This is a genomic window from Syntrophorhabdaceae bacterium, from assembly GCA_035541755.1.
Taxonomy (GTDB): Bacteria; Desulfobacterota; Syntrophorhabdia; order Syntrophorhabdales; family Syntrophorhabdaceae; genus PNOF01.
The window spans coordinates 1-17,671 of sequence record DATKMQ010000134.1; the positions used below are offsets into that span (position 1 = coordinate 1).

Sequence of the window (17,671 nt, forward strand, 5' to 3'; positions counted from 1 at the left end):
TAGACAAGGTTCACAGGCGCGTCCTTCACGTACGCCTGGGTGCCCGTAAGTGCCCGGATATCCTCGGTCATGATCCGTGTGAGCACGTTCCCTTTTGGGTCGTACAGATAAAGGCCCTCCGCGGTCGTTACATAGATATCGATATCCTGCCTGTTGTTGGCCGAGGGCGCGGTCCGGTGACCATTCGGCCGGTTGATACCAAAAGCCGCCCAGAGCATATTTGTGAGAACTGGCGCCGGAATAGGTTCCGGACTGAAATCGCGTGAGGACGCTCTCTTCTGGAGGACGTTCAATACCACGTTACCGCCCGTGGTCTTGAGCCCCGGGGGCTGGGCAGTCTCTGGCTCAGCGGGATACGCTGACCTCGGAAGGAGCCCGCCTGCCGAAAGGAGTGCTCCGGCTGCGAGCGATGTCTCGAGAAATTGTCTTCGGTTCACGATCTTCATAAGGTCTCCTCCTTACGTGATGGTGCTGTTGACAGCAAAGTGAATCTTTTCCTGATTCATTCTACCACCATCAGACTCGGTCTTTCCATAAAAGCACCGAAAAGAATGAGAATTGTCAGCACCTCGGCCTGATCCGTCCCTAACCTGCTGAGTTTGTTAGATACTGTTGGATATAAGCCTCATGGTATAAAAGTGTTTCCCCTGCTGAGCCCTGTGAGATAGCTTAGGGGATTACTGTTAGGAGGGAGTTAAGTCTTGGTTAAGATATGTTCATGCTTCCCTGCAGATTGTCAGACGACCGAGAACGGTGATTTTCAATTTCAAAAAAGCTTATAATAGAGTGTGTCTAAGATTATCCTCTGCGTCGACATGGACGCCTTCTTTGCATCCGTGGAACAGCAGGTCAACTCTGCTCTTCAGGGTAAACCCATTGCCGTAACCGGCGCCGGGGAGCGGACCGTCATCACCACCTCTTCCTACGAGGCACGAGCCTATGGCGTAAAAACAGGCATGACACCTGCGAAAGCCAAGAAGCTCTGCCCGCACATTATCTTCGTTGTGGGTAACTTCACAAAATATGATGAGGTCTGTGCCCGGCTACAGGAGATCTGTCAGCGCTTCACCCCTGATGTGGAAACATACTCCATCGATGAGATGTTTCTCGATATCACAAGGTCCCATCACTTATTCGGGGGCCCGCTCGAGCTCGCGAAAACCATCAAGAAGACGGTTAAGCAAGAGCTTGGTATAACCTGTACCATAGGGATTGGCCCCAATGTGCCGATCGCCAAGCTTGCAAGCGATATTGCAAAGCCGGATGGTCTCAGATGGATTGATAAAGACGAGGTCCCTTCCGTCCTCGATACGCTGCCGGTAAGAAAACTCTGGGGTATCGGCTCTCATACGGAAGAGAAGCTATCCTTAATGGGTATCACGACCTGCGGGCAATTGGGTGCTCACCCCCTGTCTCTTCTCACAAAAAGGTTTGGGGTCCTCGGCGCGGAGCTCAAGGCCTTAGGTCAAGGACTCCTTGAGCGCCCCATAGAGGCGACCACCCCTGATCCAAAGTCCATAGGACACAGCAGGACCTTTTCTCATGATATGTGGAAGCGACAAGACATCGAACGGGAGATCCTCCGCTTAAGTGAGATGGTTGGCCGCCGAGCACGAAAATACGGCTTTAAAGGCAGAAAAATCACCCTCACCATACGGTATAATGATTTCAAGACGTTCTCCAGGCAGACGACCCTGTCCGATCATACGAATGATACCCGCATTATTTACAAGGCGGCCCTCTCTATCCTCGATACCTTACGTCTTCGCACGAGCGTACGGCTTCTCGGGGTGAGCCTCTCATCCTTCGGGAGCAGTACGCAGCCCTCACTCTTTGGTGAGTCCGGCTCAAAGCACCGGCAAGACCTGCTCCACGCGATGGACACGGTAAACGAGAAGTTCGGTGACCGGAAGATCACCTGGGCGTCTGCCGCCACCGAGGAAGAGACTCATGGGGTTATTTCCCCTTCGTGGCGGCCGTCCGGCGTGAGGAAAAGTGATGGCAGTCGGTGAATACAATTTCTGTCAGCTTCTTCCTGAAAGAGAGTGCCCGATGATTCTTGCAGCTATGCAACCTTTCAATCAGTAATCCGCACTTATCAGAAAAATAGCGTCTTCGTAGAAATGCAATCCATTTTTACCCGTTTTTCAGAGAATTATAGCTTATTTGCAATATCCCTTTCATCAGGAATCTGGTCATCCCAAGTGGGTTCTTCAAGTAAATGACTGGGTAAGAAGAACTTGTTTGCGATAAACGTCGGTATCACGGCGCTGGCAATTACTACACCGACAATCAAGGAATACTGTCCCTTGTTGATGATATTATTGGATAGACCATAAAGCGCTGAAATCGTCCCGAATGTGAGGCCGGTCGACATGAGCAGCGTATAATACCATTTTTCATTTTTATCCTCCCGGAAACGATGGATGGCCGGATACAGGCCGGATATCTTGGAGACGACCTTTCCGCCAAGAAGCAAAAGAAAGACAACCGGTGCCCCGACAAGCGCCGGCATGGATACAAGAGCTCCAGCTCTCAAGAAATATAGCGGCGTTAAAAAACCGACGGTCAACGTTCTCAATCTCCTCACAAAGTGGCCGTCCTTTTCCATGGTTTTCGCCAAGACCATCCCCAGGACATAGGCGGGCAAAACCGGTTCGCTACCCGACCATAAAGCAAGCATACCCATTGACAGTAACACAAACAACACCCATTTTGCCCGAATGGCCGCTGTTCTATGAGCGAAGCGCGTGATGAGATAATCTGTCATCGGACGCAATGTAAAAATCAAAAGAATCGTTACTGCAATGAATATCACCGTTTTGTAAGTGAAAGGCGCGAATATCAGACCCAATGCGATGACGGTTCCCAGGTCATTGATAAAGCATGCACCCAGAATCCCTTTGCCATATTCGGTTTTATTAAAGCCATATTCGAGCATAACGGCATAAACCACCGCCATGGAGGTTGTGGAAAGGGCGATGCCACACAATAAACTTGCTTGCGTATTCCATCCAATGAGGTAATAGGCAATTAAAAAGCAGCCGATGAAGGGGGCGGCAAATCCAATGACTCCGATGAGGGATACTTCCTTGATTTTTGATTTCATAGTATCGGGATTAAGCTCCGCGCCCGCAAGAAACGTCAGCAACACAGCGCCAACACCTGTACAGAATTTGAGCCACTCGGCATTGAGGGATAGATTGTCAAAGCAGCCGAGATGGAAGGCCGCAAAACCGATGATTGTGCCGACAATGATTTCCATGAGGGCAATCGATATTTTCAGGCGGTTGGACAGAACAGTGGACAAAACAGCGGCAAAGAACCAAAATGCGGCAACAAAATAAACGCTTTGCATAGATAACTCCTTATACAAAATTCGGTAGGAGTCATCAGCAACAAAGGCGGTTAAAGGTGAACTCCATCACCTGATTTATCGTTTAGAAAAAATACACAAGCATAGAAAATGTGTCAATACAAATTCACTTTAAGGCCAATTTGTCGTCATTGACTAACCTTGTTCTCTATGTACGCGAGTAATCCAATAGAAGTCAACTACATCCTGATGAAAGCGCTCGGGTTTCTTACCTGCCTGCCTGCTCAATTGCAACCGCCACGGCAACCGTTGCGCCAACCATCGGATTGTTGCCCATACCTAAAAATCCCATCATTTCCACATGAGCAGGCACGGAAGATGAACCAGCAAATTGCGCATCGCTGTGCATCCTTCCCATTGTGTCCGTCATTCCATATGAAGCGGGACCTGCTGCCATATTGTCGGGATGCAGGGTCCTTCCTGTGCCGCCGCCGGACGCAACAGAGAAATATTTTCTCTTTGCTTCATTGCATTCTTTTTTGTATGTGCCTGCAACGGGGTGCTGGAACCGTGTTGGGTTGGTTGAATTTCCCGTAATTGAAACATCAACCTTTTCGTGATGCATAATGGCAACGCCTTCCCGGACATCATCGGCGCCATAGCATTTCACCGCAGCTTTTTCACCTTTTGAATAGGGCCGGTTTTCCACAATCTCAAGTTTTCCTGTGTGGTAATCGAATTTTGTCTTTACGTAGGTAAATCCGTTTATTCTTGAAATAATCTGTGCCGCATCCTTTCCCAGCCCATTCAATACAACCTGCAGGGGTTCTTTCCTGACTTTATTTGCCGATTTGGCAATGCCGATAGCGCCTTCGGCGGCGGCGAAAGATTCATGGCCTGCCAGAAAGGCAAAACATTTGGTATCTTCTCTTAAAAGCATAGCCGCCAGGTTGCCATGTCCCAGGCCCACCTTCCTGTCGTCTGCAACGGAACCGGAGATGCAGAATGCCTGCAGTCCCTCGCCAATCGCTTCGGCGGCATCTGCCGCTTTTGTACAACCTTTTTTGATTGCGATAGAAGCACCAACGACATAGGCCCACCCTGCATTTTCAAAACATATGGGCTGAATTTCCCTGGCGATCTTATACGGGTCTATCCCTTTCTGGGCACAGATGTTTTTGGCTTCCTCTATCGAACCAATTCCATATTTATTTAGCGTTTTATTAATTTGCTCAATTCTTCTTTCATAGTTTTCAAACAGTGCCATATCTTTCATCCTCCTTATTCGTGTCTCGGGTCAATTAATTTTGCAGCTTCATCAACCCGTCCATATTTACCGGAAGCTTTTTTAAGCGCCTCGTTAGCGTCCATGCCCTTTGCTATCATCTCCATCATTCTTCCCAAGCTTACGAATTGATAACCGATTATTTCGCTATTATCATCCAGGGCAATCTTCGTCACATAACCTTCAGCCATTTCAAGGTATCTTGGCCCTTTGGCAAGTGTTCCATACATAGTGGCGACCTGGCTTCTCAATCCCTTGCCCAGGTCTTCCAGTCCTGCCCCTATCGCCAGACCACCTTCCGAGAAAGCAGATTGGCTTCTTCCATACGTTATCTGTAAGAACAATTCCCTCATCGCCGTATTAATCGCATCGCACACCAGATCTGTATTCAATGCCTCAAGGATTGTTTTTCCGGGCAGTATTTCAGCGGACATGGCGGCGGAATGGGTCATGCCTGAGCAACCGATTGTCTCGATCAATGCTTCCTGGATAATTCCATCCTTGACATTAAGGCTCAGTTTACATGCTCCCTGTTGCGGAGCGCACCAGCCAATCCCATGTGTAAAAGCGGAAATATCCTTTATTTCTTTTGCCCGGGTCCACTTGCCTTCCTGTGGTATTGGTGCCGGGCCGTGATTTGCCCCCTTTGTTACAGAACACATATTTTGTATTTCCTGTGAATAGATCATAAAAGAATATCCTCCTGTGTGATTTTATACTTTCTCTGTATGTATCTGTCGTATGGAACTATATTTCTTTTAAAACAATTCATACCAGGTTTTGTTGCCTCCTTATGTTGTCTGTTCCAGCATCCCCTTCAACTCTTCAATCTCGGCCGAGATCTTCTCCATCTGTGGTTCCATATTGGATAACAGCGCGTCGATTGTCGCCAGCTCATCCCTCGCGTATCCCATGGCCTGCTCCTTGACCTCATCAATCGTTTTATTGATCCGGGTTTCCCACTGGTATGCTAGGCGGGAGAGATGGACTTCGACGATACCCGGAAGCAATTTCTTAAAGTGCGTCTCAAAGAACTTTCGGAAGATGCACATGGGGATCAAGAACCAGAGAAGATCAAAATGGAAATCGAAAGGATGCACAAAGGCTATGTCAGGGTGGGTCGGCTCTGTGACGGTGACATTCCATTCAATGCTGGATGGAGTTATGCCCAGAACCTTTTCGATATTTTTGTCGAGGAGGTTTCTAAAGAGCATCACTGACCGAGAAATACTGGCATGGGCCTTCTTCAGCGTACCCAGAAAGTGTTTATACTCCGTTTTTGACAGAGAATCCATTTCCTTCGTCATGGTGTCCATAAGCCACTGTTCATACCTTCTCGTGAGTCTCCAGAGGTTCCCCTTCCATTCGGGCATCTCCTCCGACAGGATTTTGCGGAGCTTTTTCGTTAAAGGTGCCCTGTGGACAGTATCGAGATATGCCGCTATGAGGGTGCGGGTCTGGAGCTTGTTCTCCCTGGCTATCAGAGCGAGCTCTGACTGGATTAGGTCATAATTGACCTTTTCATCGAGAATAAGCTTCTTCAGTATGTCTCTTTCCCTGTCACCTTGTCGGGAAGTCTCCAGGGCTATATCGAGGTAGCTGAGCGTATTCCTAGCGAGAGATCTGACCTTGTGACGCAGTATGCCCTCAAACTCACTGCCGCGATTTCTGGACAGGGAAAGCAGCAGTTGGTCAACAAATCGCTTGTAGAATTCAGTTTCCGAGACAACGGAATAAAGCAACACAGGGAAGTCTTTATTCAGTTCCCGCTTCAGTGTGCTCTTAAAGAACTGGACCACCTCTTTCTGCTGCTCGGACGAAAGAAGGTCCACTTTTGTCAGGAGCAGGACGACTTTTGGCGTATGTTCCGTAAGGTCACTGATCAGTTCCAGGTCGTTCTCTGACAGCGGTCTATCGGCACTGATCGCAACGATCGCCATGCCCACCTCGGGAAGCCATTCCTGCGATATCTCCGTATTGTATTTGAAGACGCTTCCCAGGCCCGGCGTGTCAACAAGACGTAATCCCTCATAATATTGAAGCTGGGACAGTTCAATGTCGACCACTTCCACGTTCTTCTCGTTTGCAGGGTTCTTTGCCTCGGAGATGAAAAGTTCAACCTCGTCAAGGTTAATCTGTGATTGCCTGTTGTCAAGAAATGTTACGGTTGCCCCCTCGTTTTGCCCGTAGCTCAGACGGGTGATGACAGTGGTTACCGGAATAGCTCCAACAGGGAGAACCTGTTTGCCAATGATGCTGTTGAGAAAAGAACTCTTGCCTGCCTTGAATTGCCCCAGGATAGCCACGTCAATGAGGGGGTTCTTTGCCAACAAGTCTTTGCAGGATTCTATCTGTCGGGCGAGGGATGTGATCCTGTATTTTTGTGAAACCTTCTGTATGGTATCAAGGATGGGAAAGGTTAGGTTCCGGATGGGGTCAGAAACGGTTGAGATATTGTCCATCAACTCCTCCGGAAGCAAACTGTCAGAGTGCCTTATCTGAGAGAAGCTTCTCGATATGTTAGGAGTTATCAGCCCCGGGAGGGCGGTTGTACGGTGAACCCCATCACCTGTAATAAAATAACACATGTCACGATAACATTACAATTTTGAAGTAAAACCAGAATTGTTTTTGATTCTTGGTCGGGAGATCAAAAATAGGCTTTAAGGGCAGCGCATAAATCCTCGGGCATCACCACGCTCACCGGTTCCGAGAGGAGGGCCTGGAAGAAGTTCAGATCGGAAGCATAGTCCCTCATGTTGAGAAACGTCCGGGGCGTTATCCTGAAATGACAGGGAAAGCAGTTCTGGCCTTCTGGTCCGAAAAAAAACGATGCATTAAAGCTGAAAATGGTAGCAGCGGTGAAGTATTTGAAAACATTCAAAAGCCCGGAAACGAGATCGCGTACGTCGCTATCTGTAAAATCAGCAATCGAAAAGATGTCCGGGAAAACACACATAACATCGCCGAGAAGGCCCAGGGACACAAAAGAGGAAATCCAGTGAGAACTTCCGATAGCCCCGATGTATCGCTCCCCCCTTCGCTTCTCTTCCGCAATAAGTTCGGACCAAAAACTCGAGGCGGAGCGATGGTGGAAGGTTTCTGACGCCTTCAACTCATCAAGGTACTGGTTCCCAGGGGTTGTGGTTGCAAGGTACTGTTGGTGAGGGTGGACGAGCCCGCCGCCTGAAGGTGGCATGTAGTTCCATGTCATGAGGTGGTAGGAAAGCGAAGGGTCGATTATCTTGATCCACTTGAGAAACTCTGCGCCCAGCGAGAAGGCATCGGTGAGCCTCTGCTTCGTGAAATCTTCCAGGGCTACAACGTGGGAATCTGTCACGATGAGAACCCCACTGTGAATGTCGTAAGGAAAAAGATTGGGGATGAGACAGGCCTCGTTGCGCACGGGTCTGCCTTCAGGTGCAACTTCTTCCGTGAACTTTGGCGTTGCCTTGTCTCTATTTTCAAGACAAAAAGGGCAGAAGCCTTTTATTCGGGGTATCGCGTAAGATTCGAGATCCAGCTTCTGAGATTTGATGGCACCAAAATGAGAAAAGTGTCCTGTTCGACCTGTAAGAGGGTCTACCCTCACTTGGAAGGTCTCTACAGTGCGAGCAGATCCTTTTTGGGGATGAAGGAAGGTGCTCTTCTGTTCTATTACCCGAAAATCGATATTCTCTGCCATCCGAGCGAGCCTCCCGCATGAGATCTGGCCAATCGTGTCAAACTATAGCAGAAAATTGTCGATTGCGCACTGAATATGCATTTGAATCTTACGTACTTTCAAACAGCCTGGAGGACATATGCAAATTTACATTGTCAGGCATGGAGAAACAGTCTGGAACAAGAGAAAGTCTTCAGGGGAACAAAGGATATACCCCCCCAGTGAGACAGGGAAAAGACAGGTCCAACTAACGGGACGATATTTCTCTGGCAAGAACATAGCGACGATCTTGACGAGCCCTCTTGCGAGGGCTTTCAAATGGCAATCGTGTTCCTCAGCGGTGAAAGGACCTTAGAGATCGTAGTGTCTTTAGACTGTTGGCGCCACATTTTCTTTTTCTCACATAGAATTGAAAATAACAGGGGTTGACAAGACATATAAGGGCCAAACAGAGAAACATTATCCGGTAGCCCGTGAATGGGATGATGATGCCCATAACCATTGGCCCAAGGGCTGCTCCCAGGTCCATAAGCGCCCGTATTGTCCCAAGAGCAGTACCACCAGAAGAGCCCGCGTAATCGAGTGCATATGCCATGGATGCGGGAAGAAATAAGGTAGTTCCAATTCCCAGAAGCATACCCACAAAAATAAACATGGGAAGAGTTTTGGAAAAGGAGAGTATGATCGTAGCGATCATTAATAAAAAGAGAAATACCAGTATGATTCTTTCCTTGCTGTAGGCTTCCGCGATCCTTCCTCCTAGGACTCGACCTGCGACCATCATAATGGCAATCGCGGAAAAGAACAACCCCGGATTTGTCACTCCGCACTGGATTGCATAAAGGGGAAAGAAAGCCATCGTAGCTCCCAAGGCAAACATTTGCAGGAAACCAGTCAAACCCGGAGTAATAATCTTCATGTCAAGAAAAAGGTTAATGTTCGCGGGAGTATTTTTGTCAGGCGTAATAGTTTCCGGAGCTTTCAATTTCCACGAAAAGAAGAAGGCACAAAACGACAGGCCCGTACAGGCCAAAAAGAAAATAGTGAAGCTATACTGGTTGATGAGAAGCATCCCCAAAGTAGGGCCTATAACCATAGCGAAACTGGGCGCCAGCAGGAAATAGCCGATACCTTGTCCTCGATATGCTGAGGGGGTAAGTTTTACGACACACGCAAGGGCCGCCGTATCCAGAAATGCGAACGAGGCTCCCTGAATGAACCTTATCGCGAAAAAAGGCCAAAAAGGGCGAAGCACAATAGAGGCAAGGAAGGTGAGGGTAAATAGGAGAGCGCCAAACATCATAACCTTCTTTTCTGAGTACTTCAGCAGGGCGCTGCCTACAAGGAGTCTAGCGCCGAGCGATGAAGCTCCGTAAATCCCGATGAGTACACCTATTTCGCTCACATTTGAACCTAACCTTGTAAGAAAGATAGGAAGGGTGGGAAGGAGAGCGTAGTTGGCAACTAAAAAAGCGAATAATGCAAGAAACCCGAGAACAAAATCACGGGTGAATAGATTTCTTGTTTTATGTTCAGCAATACTTCCTTGATTCTGCATGGTGTCATAGTATCCCACACCGAAGAAGGCTTTCTCAACTCCTTAACGACCACAGAGAGTCGGTGAACCGTTTTGCCTTCAATACGAGTGGTAACCGATTTTCTCATTGTACGCTGTTTCAACCCGTAATTATCGAATTAATGGTGGACGCCCTATACAAGATTGTAGGTGACATTTCACAACTGGAACGTCATATTTACCCTGAATGACCGCCAATGACCTTCTATTTCCGTCATATATTACCTCTTGTCCCCAAGGGCCTATTATTGATGGAGGTATGTATGAACACAAAGGAGGCAATTTCATTGTTCGGGTTTTACCAGCAGTCTAACCATAGAAAAAGGACTGCGGAGAGCTACAGATCTCTATTACAGCATTTAAACGCCTTTTTCGCTGATCGTCATCTCGATTCCATAAAACCGGACGAAATCTACCACTTCCTGGAACATGTGACCAAAGGTCTGGCAAAATCCACCAGAAGGTTACGGTATGCCCAGCTAAAGGCTTTTTTCAATTTCATCATTGAAAAATGTAACCCTGATCTCAAGAATCCCTGCAGCGTTTCTCTGCTTTCGAAAACATTCAGGATGCCAAGGCAGACACCGAGGACAATCCTTGAAAAGGAACTTGTGGATGAGATGATTTACAATACCAAGAACCAGAGAAACAGATTGATGCTCGAACTTCTTGCGCGTTGCGGATTAAGGATCGGCGAACTGCTCAATATCAGGGCATCGGACGTCTCGGAAAGAAGGCTTGCCATCAAAGGCCCAAAATCGGGTAACGAGGCAGAAGTGGCCTTTATGCCGGAGCATGTTGCGAGACGGCTCAACGAATACATAACACGCAAGAGTCTTTCTCCTGATACCCGTGTATTCCCCATCTGCTATTCCACGGCAAGGACCTTTATAAAAAAGCTCGGAGCGAAGCTCAATGTTGCCATCTCGCCCCACGACCTTAGGAGATACTCTGCAACCTATGCGAGCCGGAACGGAGTACCGTTAGAAATCGTGTCCAAAATAATACTCCGGCACCAGGACTTAAAAACAACACAGGTCTATCTGGGCAAGGTCAGTGACCAGGAGGCCATACGCTGGATGGATATCCTTCACGGAAAATGACCGGCTAACCCGTATTGATTATGGGTAGAAACTTAAGGGTCTTTGGGGACCATCTTTCTTCTTCAGAAACGGATTCCACGGTCCCGGGAATGCGTCATTTTATATGTTGCTTCCTGAAGTCAACACTTTTATCTTATACCCTGGAATGCCGAATTTCAGATGGTAATCGTGGACAAGATATCCATGTCAATTCCCTCCCAATTATACCGGCAGGTCACTTTAGTAGCCAGGCCTTCCCTGTTCTCCCGCGCGCATCCCAATTGTCAAATATCCTTGACTGAGGGGTAACGAGTAAGATATATAATTTTCGGCCATGGACCGTACTTCATGAAGGAACGAACACCACCTTTATTTTCTTCCAAGGTCTATCTCATATCGATCCTTTCTCTTTTGTTTTTTCTTGACCTTTTCACCCTCTGGTATACCTCGAAGCTCGACTATGATAGGACGCTGGAACGTGCACGACTGGTTCTGCAACAAACATCTACCTCACTGGAAGAGCGGGTCAAACGGACGGTTATCGCCACCGAGGCAATCCTGGATAACCGGGCGCAAAGAATTCAGGAGGTAGGGATCAAGGCGACTATTGCATCCCGAAAGGAATGGGAGGACTTCCGAAAGGCCGCCAAAGGCTTGCCGGATGCCGGATCGCTCTGGTTGCTGGACGATAAAGCCAATCTCCTTCTGGATTCCACGCAATATCCCTCCCAACGGATGAGCTTCGCGGAAAGGGAATATTATGTGCCCCAAAGAGACAAAGGAATCGAGCTTTATATCGGACCCATGGTCAAAGGCAAGATCACAAAGAAATATAGCTTCACGATAAGCCGCCGCCTCAATGGGAAAGATGGAAAGTTTCTGGGCATCGTCCTCGCGGCAATCGAAACCGACGATTTCACAAATTTCCTCCGTAATCTCAACATAGGCGAGGGCAGCACGGTCACCGTTTTCCGTACAGACGGGGCTTTAATTCTCCGGCAACCGATGCAGGATGAATACCTCGGCAAGACCTTCCTTCATCTCAAGTTATTCAGTATGCCTTTTGACAAGTCACCTTCGGGGATTTACGAATCCAGTGCAATAGACGGTATCAGCCGTCTTCTGGCATACAGAAAGATACAAAGGTTGCCGCTCCTGGCAGCGACCGGTATCCCTGTGGATTCGGTGCTGCAAGGGTGGCGCACCCGCCTCAAAGCTAATTCACTCATCGCAACTCTTGTCTTCTTCGTCTTGATAGGTCTGTCATTGATTGTGCGCAAGACGACATCGAGAGAAGAGAAGGAAAGGACAGAAGAGCTATCCGAGCTCAACACGTCACTTAAAGAAAGCGAACAACGCTGGGCCACCACCCTGGCAAGCATCGGCGACGCGGTGATCGCCACCGACGATGCGGGTAGGATTACCTTCATGAATACCATTGCTGAGGAACTCACCGGCTGGAAGCTCACGGATGCCTGGATGAAGCCCATACTAGAAGTATTCCACATCGTCAACGAAAAGACCCGCCGGGAGGTTGAAAATCCTGTCGAGAAGGTGCTCCGGGAAGGGATGATTGTGGGCCTTGCCAATCACACTATCCTGGTGAGAAAAGATGGCACGGAAGTCCCTATCGACGATAGCGGCGCGCCCATACGGGACAGTTACGGAAAGACCATGGGTGTTGTCCTCGTATTCCGCGACATCACCGAGCGTAGACAGGCCGAGGTTGCGCTCCGGGAAAGAGAGCGTCTCCTTCAGGACGTCATCGATGGCTCTCCTTCCGCTATTTTCCTCAAGGACCTCGATGGGAAATTCCTTACCATCAATACCCGGTTGGAAAAGATGCTCGGAATGACGCGGGAGGAGCTAAAAGGTAAAACCGACTACGACATCGCCCCAAAGGATACAGCCGACTACTGGCGATCTCACGACATGAAGGTGATCGAGACGGGGCAGGCGCTGCAAATCGAGGAAGTGGCCGACCTTGAAGACGGCCGCCATATTTTCTTAGCGAACAAGTTCCCGCTGGTGGATGCAAACGGTAAGACGTTCGGCGTCGGTTCCATTTCCCATGACATCACCGAGCGTAAGCGGATGGAGGAGGAACTTCGCAGGTCCCGTGATGACCTTGAGGTATGTGTCGGGGAGCGAACCGAGGAGCTCAGAAGCGCCTATGAGGACCTGAAGAAAGAGACAAATGAACGGACCCAGCTTGAAGATGCCCTTCGCCAGTCCCAGAAGATGGAAGCAGTCGGTACCTTAGCCGGAGGCATAGCCCATGACTTCAACAACATGCTCGCCGCTATCATTGGGTTTACCGAGATGGCAGTCGAAGATACGCAGGACCGCCCGGAGGTAGTAAGAAGCCTTCAGAATGTCCTTAAGTCATCAATGAGGGCAAGGGACCTCATAAAGCAGATCCTCATCTTCAGCAGAAAAAGCAGTTACGATCGTTCCCCTCTGTCGCTTACCCCCCTCATCAAAGAGACTATCCAGTTCTTACGGGCTTCCATCCCCACAACGATTAAGATGGACCTCGCCATCACCGCAAGCTCCGATACAATCCTCGCCTCTCCGGTTGAAGTGCAGCAGATCCTCATGAACCTGGCCACGAACGCCTCCCTTGCCATGCAGGAGAGAGGAGGAACCTTAGAGATTGCCCTCTCCGATATCGACTTCACACCGGAGTCCCCCGTACTGGAATTGGATGTAATGCCCGGAGAGTATGTGCAGCTTACGGTAAAGGATACGGGTATCGGCATGACACCGGATGTGATGAAACGGGTCTTTGAACCCTTCTTTACCACACGGGAAGTGGGTAAAGGCACCGGCATGGGATTAGCGGTAGTATACGGGATCGTGAAAGACCTCCAGGGTACGATCACCGTAGAGAGCACACCGGGATCAGGCTCCACCTTCCAGGTGTTTCTCCCCAAGGTTCAGGCTTCAGCTCTAAACCATGAAGCCGACACCACTCAGGCTGCGAAGGGCACAGAGAGGGTCCTCTTTATCGATGACGAACCCATGCTTACCGAATGGGGCAGGACTACTCTTACCCGTCTGGGTTATAAGGTAACCGCCGTAACTGACAGCAAACAGGCCCTGAGTATCTTCTCTTCCGATCCTTCCCAGTTTGATCTTGTGATCACCGATCACACCATGCCTTCTATGACCGGAGTTCAGTTCTCTAAAGAGCTTCTCAAGATCAAACCGGGTATCCCCATTATCCTCTGTACCGGTCACAGTGAGACCGTCTCTCCGGACATAGCACGGGAAGCGGGTATCAAAGAATACCTCATGAAACCCATGGCACGAGAGGAGTTTGCCCAGGCGGTCCGCCGCGTGCTGGATCAAAAGGCGAGGGAATAATGAGAGCGTCTAAGACATTTGTCTTTATGGTGCCGTGCAGCCGCTGATTTTATCGTAATGCTACGTTTCAACCCGTAATCCTCAGTTCTTTATGATATGCCCTAAGCTTGAATTAAGAGATGAACTAAATGCCCCCATACCTTTCTGAACCCCCGCAATGGCGGCAGGGGTGACAGATCAGGTTTGCCCCGGATAGCGATACACCCGAGTGTTTATAATTCCCAGGAAACTGCTTACATTTCCTGCATGGATGTTATTCACTCGATAATCCGATCCAGCAGCATCACCTTTTTCCTCCAGTCCTTCATATCCCTCTTTGTGATCGTGAACGCAGTGGGGAACATACCCCTCTTTGTCACGCTTCTCGAGAGATTTAGCGAAGCTGAGAAGACGACTATGATGAAGAAAGCCTCCATTGTAGCCGCTCTCACATTGCTCATAGTGACCGTGACGGGTAATCTGTTCTTTCGTCTTCTCGACATTGAGATGTTCTCTTTCACAATTGCCGGTGGTATCTTGCTCATGATCATTTCAATCGAGATGCTGCTGGGACTCAGGACAAGGACCCAGTCCTCCACTGACGAGGAGAAAAGCAGTTCCGAAATGGACGAAATAACGGTTATTCCTCTTGCCATCCCTCTTTTGACGGGTCCGGGTGCGCTCACTACGGGAATAGTGCTCTTCCATACGGCCGGCAACATTCAGAACAGAATAATCTTGCTGGGTACTATTGTCCTCGTTTTTGTGATTTCCTACATAATACTTTCAAGATCAAAGCCTATCCTTACCTTCCTTGGAAGAACCGGTACCAGGGTAGCAAGGAGAATAATGGGGCTCATGTTGCTATCGATAGCCGTTCAATTCATCATAAAGGGCATTTTTGAAGCCATCCATTTGTATAAGCTATAAGGGGTAGTGACTATTCTTTACGTTTAGGTGGAATAGACGCATAGAACTTATGGTTAGTGGGCATGAAAGTCATGAATTGTCTTTATTACGCAGGCGCATTTGAGGTAATTGATACCTTATGAACGACTGTAAACGATGCGGACGGGATACGGACGATCCGGGGACAATAACGTGTTCCAAGGACTCCGTCGCTTTTGAGGACGGCGAACATCTGCCAAGAGTCCCGTACAGGAATGATGAAAGGGAGCGATGCCCTGTCTGCAGTGTAATGCCCGGTGGTATCCACCACGAAGGCTGTTATATGGAAAGGTGTCCCAGGTGCTCTCAGAGGTTGATCTCATGCGGGTGTGGGAAAGAGTAGGCCTTAAGAATTGTTTAAACCTTGCCGGCCTCTTTAGAACAGAGTTATCGGATTGCGATTATTGTGCTATAAACGATTCCTGGAATATACTGTCCTTTCGAGATCTATCGGCAAAAGATTCTGGGTGAGGCTCTATAGTCTGAGGCCTTGATGTGCTTCTGACTGCAACTGCTATTGCCTACGCACTTTCGGGATATACGATCCCTGTCCCCTGCACCTGGGCCCACGTAAAAGAGCCCCGCGAGGTAAGAACCATTACCAGGGCCAGCACCACTAAACCAATAATCTTTATCGTCATGGCGGTTCCTCCTATCGGGTCGCCTGGAAGACCGCTATGGGAATATATAGCGGGGAAATAGGCTGTCAAGCCCAGTATATGCATCACGCGTTATCGCACCCAGGGTGGGAACGGAGCCTAACCTCGCACGCTCAACAATTAAAAACATCCTTGTCTCTCTTGACACATGTTTTCCGGGACTTATATTACATCTATGAAACGTGATCTTGATCTAATACGCCTTATATTGAAGGAGATTGAAGCGACTCCTGCGGGTAAGCCCTGCACGAACGTCAACAAGATCAGCGTTAATAAGTTTCCCGGTTACGACGAGGCCACCATCCGTGAACACATCAAACTTCTCATTGAAGAAGGTTTCGTCAAGGGAGAAACTTTCAAGGGCAGTTCCGCTGACTTTGACGTTACAGGGCTCACCTGGAAGGGCTATGATTTCCTGGATTCTGAGAAGGATGAAAAGCTCTTTTAAGCGGGTGGTCACACAGAGTTGACCCAATCTTTGCTGCTGTTCGACTTCGGTCTTGTCAGCCCGCGCGCCTAAACCGTTCTTTTCTTATCGCGATAAGCGGTCTACAGATGAGGCCTTCCTCTCTTTTTCAATATAACCGTTCATTAATGAGATATAGGCCTGGGCATTTTGGATTACGCCTTGTGATGAAGACCTATCTCCCGTCATATACGCGGCAAAAGCTTTGCTCATGTCCCTGAGATAGTTTCTACCGATTGCATATTCATGGAGCGTAGTGATAACGGGGTCTTCTTTGGGAATTTCATCAGCCATCACGGTGGAGACCATCACGTTTTGTTCGTTCTCATGATGGTAATCGTCCGCAAAGACTCTTAGGAACGCCAGCATGCCTACGAAGTGGTCTTTACTGAGGATTCCTTTTACCTTCAATTGCCAGCATACCTGTTTAAGAAATCTAAGCGTGATCTTAATGCTCTCCTGTAAAGATTGTGTCGTCATCTCATCGTTCCCCTGGCCGATTGTCGATTGGCCTTCAGTGTTATGAGGCTATAAACGGGCCTGCCTTGCCTGTTGTGTCGTTCCAACACTTCCATTGGCATTTTGCAGACCAACATCTGCGAGGCTTCCTTGGAAATGAGTCTTAAATCTTTTGACTATACGGGTCTCTACCTGCCTTACCCGTTCCCGTGAAATCTGGAAACTATTTCCCAGATCATTAAGGGTCATCGGCTCCTCCGCTACAATGCGATGATCAAATATGTAACGATCCCTGTCGTCCAGGGTGGCCTTGAATTCCTCCATCATTCTTGATACCGTTTCTGATTCGTGCCGCTCGGAAACTATCTCCTCCACGTCCTCGTCTGAGCTCATTTGATCCATAAACGTGTCGTTGCTTCCATCACAGACGGGGGCATCAAGCGGCATGTCGTTATGGGTAAGCCTTTTCTCCATGTCCTCCACTTCCCGTTCCTTTAAGCCGAAGTTCTTTGCGAGAATTTTTGGCGTGGGATAAATCCCAAGGGCTTCAAGTCTTCGTTTCTCGCCATTTAATCTATAGAAGAGTTTTCGCTGACCCTGCGTGGTGCCCACCTTTACTAGGCTCCAGGAATCCATTATGTATTTCAGGATATAGGCTCTGATCCAGAATGACGCGTAGGTAGAAAATTTTGTCCCCTTATAAGGATTATACCTTTTCACCGCGTGAAGGAGGCCAACGTTGCCTTCCTGAATAAGATCGAGAATATTGAGGTATATATTGTGATAACCCAGGGCTATCTTAACCACAAGCCTGAGGTTTGATACCGTGAGTCTCTCAGCTGCCGTCAAGTCCTGATGCTCAAAGACG

The 17,671-nt window shown here is 48.7% G+C and carries 14 protein-coding genes and 2 riboswitches; of the genes, 5 read left to right on the top strand and 9 right to left on the bottom strand.

The genetic code is table 11. The features are described from left to right. Positions 1-446, bottom strand: a 446-nt coding sequence (locus tag VMT62_13365; GenBank protein ID HVN97412.1) for a nitroreductase family protein, incomplete at its 3' end; no start/stop codon positions are given. A gap of 342 nt (positions 447-788) precedes the next feature. Between VMT62_13365 and dinB the strand changes: the two genes are divergently transcribed. Continuing rightward, positions 789-2,012, top strand: coding sequence for a DNA polymerase IV (gene dinB / locus VMT62_13370; GenBank protein HVN97413.1), 1,224 nt, complete (start codon positions 789-791; stop codon positions 2,010-2,012). 143 nt (positions 2,013-2,155) lie between these two features. Here dinB and VMT62_13375 read toward each other — a convergent pair whose 3' ends face one another. From VMT62_13375 to VMT62_13400, 6 genes are all read right to left on the bottom strand, one after another. Continuing rightward, entirely contained in the window at positions 2,156-3,358 is a 1,203-nt protein-coding gene (locus VMT62_13375) for a cation:proton antiporter (GenBank protein ID HVN97414.1), read from the bottom strand. 18 nt (positions 3,359-3,376) lie between these two features. After that, a riboswitch (Fluoride riboswitch) is annotated at positions 3,377-3,438 on the bottom strand. Positions 3,439-3,584: 146 nt separating this feature from the next. Then, positions 3,585-4,583, bottom strand: a complete 999-nt coding sequence (locus VMT62_13380) for a GGGtGRT protein (protein ID HVN97415.1) — start codon at positions 4,581-4,583, stop codon at positions 3,585-3,587. 14 nt (positions 4,584-4,597) lie between these two features. Next, a complete protein-coding gene (locus tag VMT62_13385; GenBank protein HVN97416.1) occupies positions 4,598-5,290 on the bottom strand; it encodes a hypothetical protein in 693 nt (230 codons plus the stop codon). A 102-nt stretch (positions 5,291-5,392) separates the two neighbouring features. After that, complete coding sequence (locus VMT62_13390; GenBank protein ID HVN97417.1) at positions 5,393-7,063, bottom strand: dynamin family protein; 1,671 nt, start codon at positions 7,061-7,063, stop codon at positions 5,393-5,395. A 52-nt stretch (positions 7,064-7,115) separates the two neighbouring features. Beyond that, positions 7,116-7,180: riboswitch (Fluoride riboswitch) on the bottom strand. 71 nt (positions 7,181-7,251) lie between these two features. Beyond that, positions 7,252-8,286, bottom strand: coding sequence for a hypothetical protein (locus tag VMT62_13395; protein HVN97418.1), 1,035 nt, complete (start codon positions 8,284-8,286; stop codon positions 7,252-7,254). A gap of 313 nt (positions 8,287-8,599) precedes the next feature. Further along, the gene (locus VMT62_13400; GenBank protein HVN97419.1) at positions 8,600-9,823 is read right to left on the bottom strand and encodes an MFS transporter; all 1,224 of its coding nucleotides are present in this window, start codon (positions 9,821-9,823) and stop codon (positions 8,600-8,602) included. A gap of 281 nt (positions 9,824-10,104) precedes the next feature. Here VMT62_13400 and VMT62_13405 point away from each other — a divergent pair, with 281 nt between their 5' ends. From VMT62_13405 to VMT62_13420, 4 genes are all read left to right on the top strand, one after another. Continuing rightward, the gene (locus VMT62_13405) at positions 10,105-10,944 is read left to right on the top strand and encodes a site-specific integrase (GenBank protein HVN97420.1); all 840 of its coding nucleotides are present in this window, start codon (positions 10,105-10,107) and stop codon (positions 10,942-10,944) included. A 327-nt stretch (positions 10,945-11,271) separates the two neighbouring features. Next, positions 11,272-14,292, top strand: coding sequence for a PAS domain S-box protein (locus tag VMT62_13410; protein ID HVN97421.1), 3,021 nt, complete (start codon positions 11,272-11,274; stop codon positions 14,290-14,292). 246 nt (positions 14,293-14,538) lie between these two features. Next, positions 14,539-15,201: a MarC family protein gene (locus VMT62_13415; GenBank protein HVN97422.1), complete on the top strand. Its 663-nt coding sequence runs from the start codon at positions 14,539-14,541 to the stop codon at positions 15,199-15,201. Between the two features lie 852 nt (positions 15,202-16,053). Beyond that, positions 16,054-16,326 (top strand): DUF2513 domain-containing protein, encoded by a 273-nt coding sequence (locus VMT62_13420; protein ID HVN97423.1) that lies wholly within the window; start codon positions 16,054-16,056, stop codon positions 16,324-16,326. A gap of 84 nt (positions 16,327-16,410) precedes the next feature. Here VMT62_13420 and VMT62_13425 read toward each other — a convergent pair whose 3' ends face one another. Beyond that, a complete protein-coding gene (locus VMT62_13425) occupies positions 16,411-16,824 on the bottom strand; it encodes a hypothetical protein (protein ID HVN97424.1) in 414 nt (137 codons plus the stop codon). Between the two features lie 48 nt (positions 16,825-16,872). Continuing rightward, a partial coding sequence (locus VMT62_13430; GenBank protein ID HVN97425.1) for a sigma-70 family RNA polymerase sigma factor occupies positions 16,873-17,671 on the bottom strand: 799 nt, incomplete at its 5' end.